11 protein-coding genes are annotated in these 13332 nt (G+C 61.9%); all 11 read right to left on the bottom strand.

Features of this window, described 5'->3' with window-relative positions; translation table 11 throughout:
• Positions 1–4: 4 nt before the first annotated feature.
• The 11 genes from P3C29_RS20605 to P3C29_RS20555 all read right to left on the bottom strand — a co-directional run bounded on the left by P3C29_RS20605 (position 5) and on the right by P3C29_RS20555 (position 13316).
• Complete coding sequence (locus tag P3C29_RS20605; protein WP_275965312.1) at positions 5–1123, bottom strand: succinylglutamate desuccinylase/aspartoacylase family protein; 1119 nt, start codon at positions 1121–1123, stop codon at positions 5–7.
• A 9-nt stretch (positions 1124–1132) separates the two neighbouring features.
• Positions 1133–1843, bottom strand: coding sequence for an ABC transporter permease (locus tag P3C29_RS20600; RefSeq protein WP_003209532.1), 711 nt, complete (start codon positions 1841–1843; stop codon positions 1133–1135).
• Positions 1840–2568: an ABC transporter permease gene (locus P3C29_RS20595; protein ID WP_010176728.1), complete on the bottom strand. Its 729-nt coding sequence runs from the start codon at positions 2566–2568 to the stop codon at positions 1840–1842. Before P3C29_RS20595 ends, P3C29_RS20600 begins: the two co-directional genes overlap by 4 nt.
• Before the next feature lie 57 nt (positions 2569–2625).
• A complete protein-coding gene (locus P3C29_RS20590) occupies positions 2626–3405 on the bottom strand; it encodes a transporter substrate-binding domain-containing protein (protein WP_010176727.1) in 780 nt (259 codons plus the stop codon).
• Between the two features lie 300 nt (positions 3406–3705).
• The gene (locus P3C29_RS20585) at positions 3706–5340 is read right to left on the bottom strand and encodes an ATP-dependent DNA ligase (protein WP_275965311.1); all 1635 of its coding nucleotides are present in this window, start codon (positions 5338–5340) and stop codon (positions 3706–3708) included.
• Positions 5337–6341, bottom strand: a complete 1005-nt coding sequence (locus tag P3C29_RS20580; protein ID WP_201121561.1) for a ligase-associated DNA damage response exonuclease — start codon at positions 6339–6341, stop codon at positions 5337–5339. Before P3C29_RS20580 ends, P3C29_RS20585 begins: the two co-directional genes overlap by 4 nt.
• 251 nt (positions 6342–6592) lie before the next feature.
• Complete coding sequence (locus tag P3C29_RS20575; protein WP_275965310.1) at positions 6593–9034, bottom strand: penicillin acylase family protein; 2442 nt, start codon at positions 9032–9034, stop codon at positions 6593–6595.
• Between the two features lie 234 nt (positions 9035–9268).
• Positions 9269–9913, bottom strand: coding sequence for a glutathione binding-like protein (locus P3C29_RS20570; protein WP_010176723.1), 645 nt, complete (start codon positions 9911–9913; stop codon positions 9269–9271).
• Between the two features lie 279 nt (positions 9914–10192).
• Positions 10193–10981: an ABC transporter ATP-binding protein gene (locus tag P3C29_RS20565; RefSeq protein WP_275965309.1), complete on the bottom strand. Its 789-nt coding sequence runs from the start codon at positions 10979–10981 to the stop codon at positions 10193–10195.
• Positions 10978–12036: an iron ABC transporter permease gene (locus P3C29_RS20560; RefSeq protein WP_177082240.1), complete on the bottom strand. Its 1059-nt coding sequence runs from the start codon at positions 12034–12036 to the stop codon at positions 10978–10980. Before P3C29_RS20560 ends, P3C29_RS20565 begins: the two co-directional genes overlap by 4 nt.
• A 164-nt stretch (positions 12037–12200) precedes the next feature.
• Positions 12201–13316, bottom strand: coding sequence for an ABC transporter substrate-binding protein (locus P3C29_RS20555; protein WP_275965308.1), 1116 nt, complete (start codon positions 13314–13316; stop codon positions 12201–12203).
• Positions 13317–13332: the final 16 nt, after the last annotated feature.

Here is a 13332-nt window from a genome sequence, read left to right as displayed (position 1 = left end):
ATCCTCAAGGCGAAAGTAGGTAGCCGCTGCGATAGGCTTCAAGGCCTGCGACATGGGCGATGACCATCCCGGCAGTGGCCATGCGCCGCAGCGAACGGGCGTAGAGCAGGCCGGCATTGCGGCAATGCACCGGCGTTACGCGGTCAGAAATGGGGTCGATGATTTCGGCGATCAGTTGCCCGGCCTCCACGTATTCCCCAGGCAGGGCGCTGAACACCAGCAAGCCGCCCATGGGCGTGGTCACCGGCTCGACGCCCGCCAGCGGTGTGGCGGGGTAGGGCAGTTCCGGCAGCGGTGCAGGCTCGCCGCTGATCGCGCCGAAGTGAATCAGGTAATCGATGATCGCCTGGCAGTCGAGGCTGGCCAGGCCGTGGTTGACGTCGCCCTGGCCGCGCAACTCGACGGTCACCGAAAAACTGCCCATCGGGATCGGGAAGCGCTCGCCAAACCGCTGCTGCAATTGCCACCACACCAGGGTGAAACACTCATCGAACGACTGCCCGCCGGAGTCGGTGGCCAACAGGCTGGCTTCCGACCCGATATAGCGCGCCAACGGCTCCACCCGGGGCCAGGCCTCGGGGGTGGTGTACAGGTGCGCCACGGCTTCGAAGTCGCAGTGCAGGTCCAGCACCATGTCGGCATCACACGCCAGGCGTTGCAGTGCCAGGCGCTGGGATTCCAGTTGCGTGGCCGGCGTTTGCGCCGCAAGGGCCAGGGTCAGGGCATCGCGGATCAGCTCGACATTGTGCTGTGGATCATCCCCCAGCAGCTCTTCGACCTGATTACCCACGTCCTCGCTCAGGTCGACAAACAGGCGATTGAAGTTCTGCCCGCTTTCCAGCTCATAGCGGCCCAGGGGGATGTCCATCAACACCTGTTCCAGGCCGGTCGGGTTGGCGATGGGTACCAGCACGATCTCGCTGCGCAGGCGGCCGGCGGCGGCCAGTTGTGTCAGGCGCGCCTTGAGATGCCAGGCCACCAGCATGCCCGGCAATTCGTCGGCATGCAGCGACGACTGGATGTAGATCTTGCCTTCAGCCTGTTCCGGCCCGAAGTGAAAACTGTGGATCTGTCGCGCCGTGCCCGGCACCGGCGCCACAAGTGGATGAATCTGATGACGCATGAAGGCTCCTTAGTGGCTGGGCCCGAGAAAGGCCAGCCAGCGGCGCTCCGCCAGACGAAACAGACCGACCAGGGCAAAGGTCACGGTCAGGTAGATCAGCGCAGCGATACCGAATGATTGAAACGTCATGTAGGTGGCCGAGTTGGCGTCCCGGGCGACTTTCAGGATATCCGGGATCGTCGCGGTGAAGGCCACCGTCGTCGAGTGCAGCATCAGGATGACTTCATTACTGTAGTACGGCAGCGAGCGACGCAGGGCCGACGGCATGATCACGTAGGCGTACAACTTCCAGCCGCTCAGGCCGTAGGCTTTCGCCGCTTCGACTTCACCATGGGCCATGCTGCGGATCGCCCCGGCGAAAATCTCCGTGGTGTAGGCGCAGGTGTTGAGGGCGAAGGCGAGAATCGTGCAGTTCATCGCATCACGAAAGAACGCGTCCAGCACCGGCTGCGCGCGAACCGCCGCGATGCTGTAGATCCCGGTGTAGCAAATCAGCAACTGGATATACAGCGGCGTGCCGCGAAACAGGTAGGTGTAGAACTGCACCGGCCAGCGTACCCAGCGATTGCGCGACACCCGGGCAATGGACAGCGGGATCGATACCAAGAAGCCGATGAAGATCGAGGCGCTGAGCAGCCACATCGTCATGGCCAGCCCGGTAATGTGCTGGCCGTCGCTATAAAGGAAGGGGCGCCAGTATTGTTGAATCAGTTCGATCATCGCACTGCCTCCCGGGAGCCTGCGGAGTAGCGCCGTTCGAGGCGGCGCAGGACGAAGTTGGACGCGCTGGTGATCAACAGGTAGATAAACGCGGCGATCACCAGGAAATAGAACAGTTGATAAGTACTCTTGCCGGCATCCTGCGCGGCTTTGACCAGGTCGGCCAGGCCGATGATCGACACCAGTGCCGTGGCCTTGAGCATCACCATCCAGTTATTGCCGATGCCCGGCAGGGCGAAACGCATCATCTGCGGGAAGGTCACGAAGCGAAACCGCTGGCCGCGCGTGAGCCCGTAGGCCGTGGCAGCCTCCAATTGGCCACGGGGCACGGCGAGGATCGCGCCGCGAAAGGTCTCGGTGAAATACGCACCGTAGATAAAGCCCAGGGTGATGACCCCGGCGCTGAATGGGTCGATCTCGATGTAGTCCCATTCCATAAAGTCGGTAAAGCCGGTCAGCCAGATTTGCAGGCTGTAGAAAATCAGTAGCATCAGCACCAGGTCGGGCACGCCGCGAATCAAGGTGGTGTAGATCTGCGCGGGAATCCGCAGGAACGGCAGGCTGGACAGTTTGGCGGTAGCCCCGAGCAAGCCCAGCAACACGCTGACGGCCAGGGAAAACACCGACAACTTGATGGTCATCCAGGTGCCTTGCAGCAACAGCGGGCCGAAACCCTTCAAGCTGAAGGCACTGAGCCCCAGGGTTTGCAAAAGATCTTCGAACATAAATCAGGACCTATGGCGATAAAAAAGCGCCCCTCCAGAGGAAGGGCGCCCCAGGCATTATTTGCCGCTGTACAGGTTCAGATCGCCAAAGTGTTTCTTCTGGATGGTGGCGTAGGTGCCATCATCGTGTAACGCTTTGATACCTTTATCCAACAAGGCCTTGAGGTCTTTGTTACCTTTTTTGATACCGACCGCAGTTTTGGAGGGCAGCAGTGGGTCGTCGATGGCCTTGCTGACTTCGTAGTCAGCACCGGCTGGCGACTTCAAAAAGCCCAGTTCGGCTTGCAGCATGTCCTGTACGGAAGCGTCCAGACGGCCGGACGTCAGGTCGGCATACACCTGGTCCTGGTTGGCGTAGGCCTTGGTGGTCACACCGGCCTTGTCCAGTACGGCCTTGGCGTAGGCTTCCTGGATGGTGCCTTGCTCGTAGCCCACGCTTTTGCCCTTCAGGGACTCAGGCGTGGAGTAGTTCGCGCCTTTTTTGAACACCAGGGATGTAGGGCCGGAGAACAGCTCGTTGGAGAAGTCGATCGCCTTTTCACGGGCTGTGGTGACCGTCATGGACGAAATCACGCCATCAAACTTGTTGGCATTGAGGCCTGGAATCATGCCGTCGAAATCACTTTCGACCCATTTGCACTTGACCTTCAGCTCGGCACAGATGGCATTGCCCAGGTCGATATCGAAGCCCACCAGGCTGCCGTCAGCGGCTTTTGACTCAAACGGGGCGTAGGACGGATCGACACCAAAACGCAATTCCTTGTATTCCTTGGCCAACGCGGAACCGGCGGCCATGCACAGAGCCAGTGCAGAAAGGGTCAGCAATGCTTTTTTCATTATGTAATCCCTGGAAACCAAGATAAGCGCTTGTGGCGCGGTTAGGACTGTTACTGAACGGTGTCAGACCTGACTCAAGTAGCAATTTCTGCACCATAGTTCCGAATGGTCGTTTTAAAAGGTGAGATTAAGAAGTTGCGTCGGTAGGAAATGCCCGAAAGCGGGCATGAAAAATTGAATGCACCAATGTGGGGCGGCGCAGTTACCTGTAGGAGCCGGCTTGCCGGCGATTGTTTCCTGAATGAGGCAGTGATCTTGCGGACGCCATCGCTGGCAAGCCAGCTCCTACAAGGGCTTGGGTCAGGCCAGCAGATTTTGCAGCGTGGCCAGGTTGTCTGCCTCATCCACGGATTTATCCTGCCGCCACCGCAACATCCTCGGAAAACGCACCGCAATCCCGCTCTTGTGCCGCTTGGAAAGCGCAATCCCCTCGAAGCCCAGCTCGAACACCAGACTGGGCGTCACACTGCTCACCGGGCCGAACTTCTCCACCGTGGTCTTGCGGATAATTGCATCGACCTTGCGCATTTCTTCGTCAGTCAGCCCGGAATAGGCCTTGGCGAACGGCACCAGCGTACGTTCGCTGCCGGGCGGGCCGTCCCACACGGCGAAGGTGTAGTCGCTGTGCAGGCTGGCGCGCCGGCCATGGCCACGCTGGGCATAGATCAATACCGCGTCGACGCTGAACGGGTCGACTTTCCACTTCCACCACACGCCCATGTCCTTGGTGCGGCCCACGCCATAGAGTCCCTCCCGCGCCTTGAGCATCATACCTTCCACCCCCAGGCTGCGGGACGCCTCACGCTGCTGCGCCAATGCCTGCCAGCTGTCGCCGGTCAGCAATGGCGAAGCCTGCAACATCGGCTGATCGCAATCGCTGATTACCCGCTCCAGTTGCGCCCGGCGTTCGGCCTGGGTGTGGTTGCGCCAGTCTTCGCCGTGGTGTTCCAGCAGGTCATAGGCCAGCACTGCGACCGGTGCGTCTTCGAGGATTTTCTTGCTCAGGGTTTTGCGGCCGATGCGCTGTTGCAGCAGGGCAAAGGGTTGTACCGAGTCTTTCCACACCACGATTTCACCGTCGATCACCGTGCCGTCGGGCAGGCTGTGCACCAGGTCATGCAGCTCCGGGAAGCGGTCGGTGACCAGTTCTTCGCCCCGGGACCAGACCCACAAGCGGCCTTCGCGCTTGACCAGTTGTGCGCGGATGCCGTCCCACTTCCATTCCACTTGCCAGTCTGCGGGGGCGCCGAGCAAGGCATCGAACTGCTCCGCAGGTTGGGCCAAAGCATGGGCGAGAAAAAACGGATAAGGCTGTCCGCCACGTTGTGCGTGTTCGTCGGACGATTCAGCGGCAATCAGCTTCAGATAGCCTTCGGCGGTCGGGCGATTGGACAGGTCGGTGTAGCCCACCAGGCGCTGGGCCACGCGCTTGCTGTCCAGCCCGGCCATGGCGGCGAGGGCGCGGGTGACCAGCAACTTCGACACGCCGACCCGAAAACTGCCGGTGATCAGCTTGATGCACAGCATCAGGCTCGGTTGATCCAGTTGTGCCCACAACGCGGGCAGGCGTTCGGCCAACTCTTCGGGCGGCAGGCCACGCAGGGGCAGGAGTTTTTCTTCCAGCCACACCGCCAGGCCGTCATCCGAGGTGTGGGGCGATTCCGGTAACAGCAGGGAAATGGTTTCCGCCAGATCGCCTACCGACTGATAACTCTCTTCGAACAACCATGGCTCAATGCCGGCGGCGTCGGTGGCCATGTCTCGCAGCAAACGGGTGGGCACCAGTTGCCGTGGCCGCCCGCCGGATAAAAAGTACACCGCCCACGCGGCATCTTCCGCTGGCGCCTGCAGGAAATAGGCCTGTAAGGCGGCGAGCTTGGCATTGCTGGAGGTGGTGGCGTCGAGGTTGGCGTACAGCTCGGCGAAGGCTTTCATGACGCGGCTTCCTCTTCGTCATCGCCGTATTCGGTGGTGAAGCCCTGGGCATCCAGGCCTTTTTCCCGCAGGTGCCGGACCAACACACCTACAGATCCGTGGGTGACCATCACCCGTTCTGCGCCGGTTTGCTCAATGGCCCACAACAGCCCGGGCCAATCGGCATGGTCCGAGAGCACAAAGCCGCGATCCACCCCGCGTCGCCGCCGGGTGCCGCGCAGGCGCATCCAGCCGCTGGCGAAGGCGTCGCTGTAGTCGCCGAAACGGCGCATCCAGGTACTGCCGCCGGCCGAGGGCGGGGCGATGATCAGGGCTTGGCGCAGCAGGGGATCAGTCTTTTTGAAATCACCGGCGTAGAGGGTTTCGGGGATGTAGATGCCGGCTTCACGGTACACCCGGTTCAGCGGCTCGACCGCGCCATGGCTGAGGATCGGGCCGATGCTGGCGTCGATGCCGTGGAGGATTCGCTGAGCCTTGCCGAAGGAATAACAGAACAACACGCTGGCTTTGCCGGCGGCGATATTCGCCTGCCACCAGTCGTTGATCCCGGCAAAAATCTGCGCCTGGGGCTGCCAGCGATAGATCGGCAGGCCAAAGGTCGACTCGGTGATAAACGTATGGCAGCGCACCGGTTCGAACGGTGCGCAGGTGCCGTCGGGCTCGACTTTATAGTCACCGGAGGCGACCCAGACTTCGCCCTGGTATTCCAGGCGCACCTGGGCTGAACCGAGCACGTGGCCGGCGGGGTGAAAACTCAAGGTGACGCCGTGATGGCGCAGGGTTTCGCCGTAGGCCAGGGTTTGCAGGTTGATGTCCTGGCCCAGGCGCGAACGCAGGATCCCTTCGCCGGGGGCGGCGGCCAGGTAATGTTGGTTGCCGGTGCGGGCGTGATCGCCGTGGGCGTGGGTGATCACCGAGCGCTCCACCGGGCGCCAGGGGTCGATGTAGAAATCCCCGGCGGGGCAGTAGAGGCCTTCGGGCCGGGCGATAACAAGGTCCATGGGCGTGCCGTGGAGATGGGCTTGTTAATTATGAGGCGGGGATGAGCGGAGAAGTTCTATCGGAATGCATGCAATCAAATGTGGGAGCGGGCTTGCTGTGGTGAGGGGGCTTGTCCCCCGTCGGGTTCACTACAGATTGATGGGGCTGCTTCGCAGCCCAGCGCGGGGCAAGCCCGCTCACCACAACAAGCCTCCTTACCACAGCAAGCCCGCTCCCACATTTTGATTCGGTTGAGTCAGGGGGGACCGGGTTATTTGCCGGGTACCAACGTCAACCGCGTCTTCCCATACACCCCGTCAAAGTTCTGCGGCTGCATCGGGAAGCTCAGGTATTGCGCCTTCAGCCACGGGTCGATGCCATTGGCGTAGTTCGGGCTGGCCGGGTTGCCGGATTGGCCGATGCCGCTCTGGCCCATCATCGGTTCCGCCAGGCCGAAGTCCACAATCATCCGCAGCGCCGGCACCTGGGTCGTGTCGAAGCTCTGGCCCCAGCTGTACGGCGCGCTGTTCAGCGTGTTGTGATCGCCGCCCGCTGCCAGTGGCCCGCGAATGGTCTGGCCGCTGGTGTTCTTCCAGGTGTAGCTGTGCAGTTTGCCCCACTGCCAGGCCTTGTGATCGGCGCCCAAAGCGCTGTCGCCCGCGGTGATCGAGGCGGTCAGGCTGCGGGCCAGGATTGCCGGCTTGTCGGTTTTCTGTCCGGTGCGTGCGTCATTCCAGAACGGGCTGTCTTCGCGCCCCAGCAGGTGGTCGGCCACGGCCGAGTACGACAGGTTGGCGTTGCCGATAAAGGCTTTCCAGGTGGCGCTGTTTTCCGGGCCGAGTTCGTCGAGGAAAATCTGCTTGGCGCTTTCCTGCAGGAACAGTTCATAAATCGCCGCGTCGGCGGAGGTAGCTGCCAGGCGGCCATCAAAGGCCATCAGGCGGCCCAGTGCTTCCCGCGCCTTGGCCTGGTCTGTTGCCGGCAATCCATCGATCGCCTGTTTCAGCGGCTGGGCCATGCCCGGCGCCTGGAACATGCCCTTGAGCTTGGCGGCAAAGGTGGTGGTCTGGTCGTACTGCATGGCGATCATGCTGCGGTTGTCGTGCTTGCCGCTGCTGGCCAGTTGCGCGATACGTTCGGCGCGTTCCGGCGCCGCCCACGAGTTGGACAATTGCATGCCGTAGCCGCGGGGAATCGTGCGCTGGTTGGCGGTGCCGATCCAGCCCTGGGTCGGGTCCTGATCGTAAGGGTGCAGCATCGCGTCGGCGTAGCCGTCCCAATCGAAACGCCCGTCCCAGCCCGGCGACGGCACCAGGCCTTCGCCTTCACGGCGGTTCGGGAAGCGCCCGGTGACTTGCCAGCCGATGCTGCTGGCGTCGGCGAAGACCATGTTCAAGGCAATCGCGCGGATTTCCCGGGTGGCGTCAGACGCTTTACCGGCGGTTTGTGCACGGGACAGGTCGAAGAACGCGTCCAGGCTCTTGTCGTCTTTAAAGTCGGCGGTCTGCAAGGCCAGGCCGTAGCCGCTGTTCAGCGACTGGGCACTGTTGAGCAGCGGCCCGTGGCGGGTTTCGTACACCGCTTCGCGAATCGGCCGCTGGCCCTTGGCGAAGTAGGTTTCGTTACGCACGATGGCCGGCAACCATTTGCCGTTGTTCTCGTAGTACAGCGCGTTGCCCTGGCGTTTGACCTTCTCCAGGAACACATCCTGGGTGTCGCCCGAGACCTGGCTCATGCTCCAGGCCACCTTGCCGTTGAAGCCGGAAAGCAGGGTTGGCAAACCGGCGATCGACACACCGGCGGCCTGGTATTTCGGCGAGCGGATTTGCACGTAGTTCCACAGCGACGGCGCCTGCATCGAGGTCGACAGGTCATTGGCCAGCAGGCTCTTGTTGCTGCGGCTGCGCTGCGGGCCGATCGCCCAGTTGCTGGAACTGGACGTGCCCAGGGTGTTCAAGGTGCCGAGGTGTTCGCTGAGGCTGGTCAGCGCGGCGAGGCCCGGGATCTGGCCCAGGTTGATGCCCTTGAGCTTGTCGGACTCGGCCACCGGCAACGGTTCATCCGGGTAGCTTGGGGTCAGCCAGGCGAGTTTGTCGGCGCCGACTTTTTGCGCCAGCACCAACGACGACAACTCTTCCTGCAAGTTGGTCGACTCGCTGAAGTTCAGCAGGCAGAACAGCAGCGCGGAGTCTTCCGGCTTCCAGTATTCGGGCTTGTAGCCGCTCTGGGCCAGGTCTGGCGGCAGCTTGTCGCGGTAGCGGAACAGGTAGGCATTGACCCCGCGCGCATACACTTCAAAGAAGCGCTTGAGGCGTGGCGACGAAGCGTTATACAGCTCGCCGGCGCTCTTGCGCAGGTTGACCGCCCGCATGAAACGGTCGACATCCAGCACGTCCGGCCCCGACATTTCTGCCAGACGGCCCTGGGCCAGCAGGCGCAGGGTGACCATTTGCGTGATGCGGTCGCTGGCGTGCACATAGCCCAGGGTGAACAGCGCGTCATGGAACGTGCTGCTTTCAATCAGCGGGATGCCCTGGCTGTTGCGGCGCACGGAAACGTTCTGCGCGAGGCCCTTGATGGGCTGCACGCCGGAAACCGGAGGCAGGGTGTCTTGGGTGCTTTGTAACTGGCAACCGGCCAGGCCCAAGGCACTGGCAATGGCCGCGGCAACGCCGAACCGGGGAAGAAAATGTGAGAGGGCTGGCGAGGCCATGGCAAAGCTCCTGCGGGGGGTAGCGTCAGTAAAGGCGCTACGTTAGTGAGCGCGGCGAAACGACGCAAGCGGGAGGCGATGCTTATTTCAGGATTTGCGTAAGGTTTCTAGTCGGGCACAAATCAGTGTGGGAGCGGGCTTGCTCGCGAATGCGGTGTATCAGCTAAAAGAGTTGTGGCTGATCCACCGCATTCGCGAGCAAGCCCGCTCCCACATTTTTGATCCCGTCGACCTTCAGGATTTCGGCGGATTGACCTTCTGCACCAGCTCATAAGCACGCACCGTCGCGGGGCGTTGCTTGATGTGGTTGAACCAGCGTTCTACATGTGGGAAGTCTTCCAGCTTCTGGCTCTGCCACTTGTGGGAAACGATCCACGGGTAGATCGCCATGTCGGCAATGCTGTATTCCTCGCCGGCCACAAACTGACGGTCGGCCAGGCGCCGGTCGAGCACGCCATACAGGCGGGCGGTCTCATCCACATAACGTTTGATCGCGTAGGGGATTTTTTCCGGGGCGAACTGGCTGAAGTGATGATTCTGCCCGGCCATCGGGCCCAGTCCACCCATTTGCCAGAACAGCCATTGCAGCGCTTCCTGACGACCGCGCAGGTCCTGGGGAATGAACTGGCCGGTTTTTTCCGCGAGGTACAGCAGGATCGCACCGGATTCGAACAGGGAAATCGGCGCGCCACCGTCGGTCGGGTTCTGATCGACGATCGCCGGAATGCGGTTGTTGGGGGCGATTTTCAGGAAGTCGGGCTTGAACTGCTCGCCCTGGCCGATGTTGATCGGGTGCACCTCGTAAGGCAGACCGGCTTCTTCCAGGAACAACGACACTTTGTGACCGTTGGGGGTGGTCCAGTAATACAGGTCGATCATGAAGCTCTCCAAGGGTGGTGACGCTTGAGCGAATGCCTGTAGGTATAGGTAATGTTAGGGTGACGAAAATTCAATGAAACATTTAGGTCTATCGATATGGAAATTCGTTCCGGTGGTGAGCGGGCTTGCCCCACGCTGGGCTGCGAAGCAGACCCAAGACCTGCCTCAGCGTTTTAACTGAAAGAGCGCGCTGGCTGTACTGGGGCCGCTGCGCGGCCCAACGGGGGACAAGCCCCCTCACCACAACAACCGCCTCACTACAGAGGTTTTTGTCGGCAGTTAAGCCACCGCACCATCCACCAACACCTGCAACGTCTGCTGCGAACAGCGCTCGATGCGCACCTGCACGCCATAGACTTCGGCAAACAGTGCCGCATCCAGCACGTCATCCGCTGCACCACTGGCATATAGCCGGCCCTGGCGCAGCACTGCGATATGGTCGGCATAACGCGCCGCGAGGTTGATGTCGTGCAGTACCACCACCGCAATCAGGTTGTGCTCGCGCACCAAACCCCGAACGCAATCCATGACCTTCAACTGATAGTTCAAATCCAGCGCACTGGTCGGCTCATCCAGCAGCATCACCTGCGGGCGGCGCGCAATCAGTTGCGCCAGGCTGACCAGTTGCCGTTGGCCGCCGGATAACGTGCTTAACAGCTGATCCGCCAGATGAGCGATGCCAATCCGATGCAACGCATCAAACGCCTCGCGCATGCACGCGTCGCTTGAAAGCGGAATGCCCTCGACGTTCGCCACCCGCAGCGCCGCGATCACGCTTTCCATCACGCTCAGGCTCAAGCCCGGCGGCAGGTTCTGCGGCATGTAGGTCACGCGTCGGGCGCGCTCGCCAACGGACATTTTCGTCAGGTCCAGGTCACCCAATCTGACAACGCCCTGCATCTTTTCCAACCCGGCCACCGCCCGCAGCAACGTTGACTTGCCCGCACCGTTCGGCCCGATCAGCGCGGTCAGGCTGCCATGGGCCAGGGTCGGCAGGCTCAGGTCATGCACAATCTGGCGCCGTCCATAACTGACGTGGGCGTTCTGAATCGACAATCCCGTACTCATAACTGCCTCCCGCGCTTGAACACCAGCAACACGAAAATCGGCACACCCACCAGTGCGGTGACGATGCCCACCGGCACAATCACGCCGGGCATGATCAGCTTGCTGGCGATGGACGACAGCGACAGCAGTAATGCGCCGACAAGCGCGCTGGCCGGCAACAGGAAACGCTGGTCTTCACCCACCAGAATCCGCGCGATATGCGGACCTACCAGGCCGATAAAACCGATGGTTCCCACAAACGCCACGGCGGTGGCCGACAGCAGGCTGATGCGCAACAACGAGAAAAACCGCAGGCGTTTCACGTCGACGCCGAAGCTTTGCGCGCGGTCTTCGCCCATGCGCAGCAAGGTCAGGCGCGGGGCGGCGGCGAAGGAAAAGGGCATGACCACGGCGACCACAAACGCGAGGATGCCGAGCTTGTCCCAGTTGGCCCGGGTCACGCTGCCCAGGGTCCAGAACACCAGTTGTTGCAGCACATCCTCGGTGGCGACCAGTTGCAACAGGGCGACCACTGCATTGCAACTGAACACCAGCGCAATCCCGAACAGCACCAGGCTTTCCACCCCGGCACCGCGCAGGCGTGACATGGCTTGCAGCAAAAAGACCGAGGCGGCAGCGAACACAAACGCCGAAATGGAAATCGCCGTATTGGCCGACACCCACAGCGTCGTCACCGGAAACACAATCACCAGGGATGCGCCCAGCGCCGCCGCCGATGAAACCCCCAGCGTGAACGGACTGGCCAGCGGGTTATTAAGGATGGCCTGCATCTCGGCGCCTGCCAGCGACAGTGCGCAACCGACCAACACCGCCATCAAGGCGTAGGGCAGGCGCACGTTCCAGATAATCACCTGGTCGGTGGCGCTCAAGTGGGCCGGGTGCAGCAAACCGTCGAGCAGGGCGCCAAGGCCCATGCCCGACGGGCCGCTGGCCAGGTCCACGAGGATCGCGCAAACCAGCGCGCCCCCCAGCAGGGCCAGCAGCCAGCAGCGGCGCGCGAGCAGGCGGCGATAGCCCTGGCTGGCGGTGGCGAGGTCGAGGGTTTGAGTGGTCATTGGATTCGCAGCCTTGAAAACGACGAAAATCCCTGCCGGTACTCGGTCAGTGTGGGAGCTGGCTTGCCTGCGATGGCGATGGTGAATCCAACACCGCTATCGCAGGCAAGCCAGCTCCCACAGGAACCTTGTCCAGGCAGGGAATGGGGTGTGAGCCTTATTAGTTACTTGGCCTTGCCATCAATCCAGTAAGCACCCTGCAGCGGCATGCCGAGGAACTGCTGGTTCATCGCTTCCATGGTCGCCTGCGGGTCCAGCTTGGCGAACAGCGCCGGATGGATCCACTTGGCCAGCGCTTCAATCGCCAGCAGGTTGTATGGCGAGTTGTAGAAGTCATGCCACAGGCCGTGGGCATTGCCCTCACGAATCGCCCGAAGGTTCACGAACTCCGGACGTGCCAGCACGCTGTCAAACGCGGCGCGCGCGTCTTCATTGCTCACGCCAGCCCCCAGAATCAACCCCGGCTTGTGATTGCCGGTGGCCACGTACACATCCGGGTCGGCCTTCAGCGCGTACTCGACACTGATGTCCCCCAGCGCTCCCGGCACCACGTCGGCGGCGATGTTGCGCCCGCCCACCAGTTTGATCACTTCACCCATGCCGCTCTTGCCGGTGGTGTGCCCCGGTGCCTGCCAGGCGCCGGCGAGCAATTCCAGGAACACACTCGGACGCGGCCCGGCCGGCAAGGTGGCGACGGCGTCGGTGATCACCTTGACGTGCTGGTCGTAAAAGTCGAGGAACGCCTTGGCCTGGGTTTCCCGGCCAAGGGCCTGCCCCAGGGCGGTCATGCTGGTGTGGGTGCCTTGCACCGGGTTGATGCGGAAGTCGACGAACAACACCGCGATCCCCGCCTTGGCCAACACATCCGCCACCGGGCTGTGTTCAGTCGGGCCGTGGCCGGAAATGCTGAACACCGCCAGGTCCGGTTTCAGCGAGAGAATTTCCTCGGCGCTGACGCTTTGCTCCGAGGCCTGACCAATCAGCGGGATGTCTTTTACCGTCGGAAATTTCGCCACGTAGGCGTTGTAGGTGTGGGCATCCAGCAGCTTCAAATCATTCTGCCAGCCGACAATCCGCTGGAACGGCGCGTCCTTGTCCAGCAAGGCAAAGGCCGAAATCAGCCGGCCTTCGCCGAGCACCACACGCTGCACGTGGTCCGGCACGTCGACCTTGCGGCCCAGCACGTCGGTGACTTCATGGGCGGCGGCCGTTTCGGCGTGGCCAAGGATCAGCACGGCAAACAGCGCGCCCAGCTTAAGGAAGTTGCGGGGTTTCAGCATGGCGAGAACTCCAGGT

Source organism: Pseudomonas sp. 1912-s (genome assembly GCF_029269205.1).
GTDB lineage: Bacteria > Pseudomonadota > Gammaproteobacteria > Pseudomonadales > Pseudomonadaceae > Aquipseudomonas.
Note: the sequence above shows the minus strand (reverse complement) of the source record. Positions and strands in the feature narration are given on the sequence as shown.

Coding starts and splice junctions, on each gene's coding strand:
- P3C29_RS20570 (WP_010176723.1), bottom strand. CDS start 9,913: ATGATCGACCTGTATTACTGGACCACCCCCAACGGTCACAAAGTGTCG.
- P3C29_RS20575 (WP_275965310.1), bottom strand. CDS start 9,034: ATGGCCTCGCCAGCCCTCTCACATTTTCTTCCCCGGTTCGGCGTTGCC.
- P3C29_RS20560 (WP_177082240.1), bottom strand. CDS start 12,036: ATGACCACTCAAACCCTCGACCTCGCCACCGCCAGCCAGGGCTATCGC.
- P3C29_RS20590 (WP_010176727.1), bottom strand. CDS start 3,405: ATGAAAAAAGCATTGCTGACCCTTTCTGCACTGGCTCTGTGCATGGCC.
- P3C29_RS20565 (WP_275965309.1), bottom strand. CDS start 10,981: ATGAGTACGGGATTGTCGATTCAGAACGCCCACGTCAGTTATGGACGG.
- P3C29_RS20595 (WP_010176728.1), bottom strand. CDS start 2,568: ATGTTCGAAGATCTTTTGCAAACCCTGGGGCTCAGTGCCTTCAGCTTG.
- P3C29_RS20580 (WP_201121561.1), bottom strand. CDS start 6,341: ATGGACCTTGTTATCGCCCGGCCCGAAGGCCTCTACTGCCCCGCCGGG.
- P3C29_RS20555 (WP_275965308.1), bottom strand. CDS start 13,316: ATGCTGAAACCCCGCAACTTCCTTAAGCTGGGCGCGCTGTTTGCCGTG.
- P3C29_RS20605 (WP_275965312.1), bottom strand. CDS start 1,123: ATGCGTCATCAGATTCATCCACTTGTGGCGCCGGTGCCGGGCACGGCG.
- P3C29_RS20600 (WP_003209532.1), bottom strand. CDS start 1,843: ATGATCGAACTGATTCAACAATACTGGCGCCCCTTCCTTTATAGCGAC.
- P3C29_RS20585 (WP_275965311.1), bottom strand. CDS start 5,340: ATGAAAGCCTTCGCCGAGCTGTACGCCAACCTCGACGCCACCACCTCC.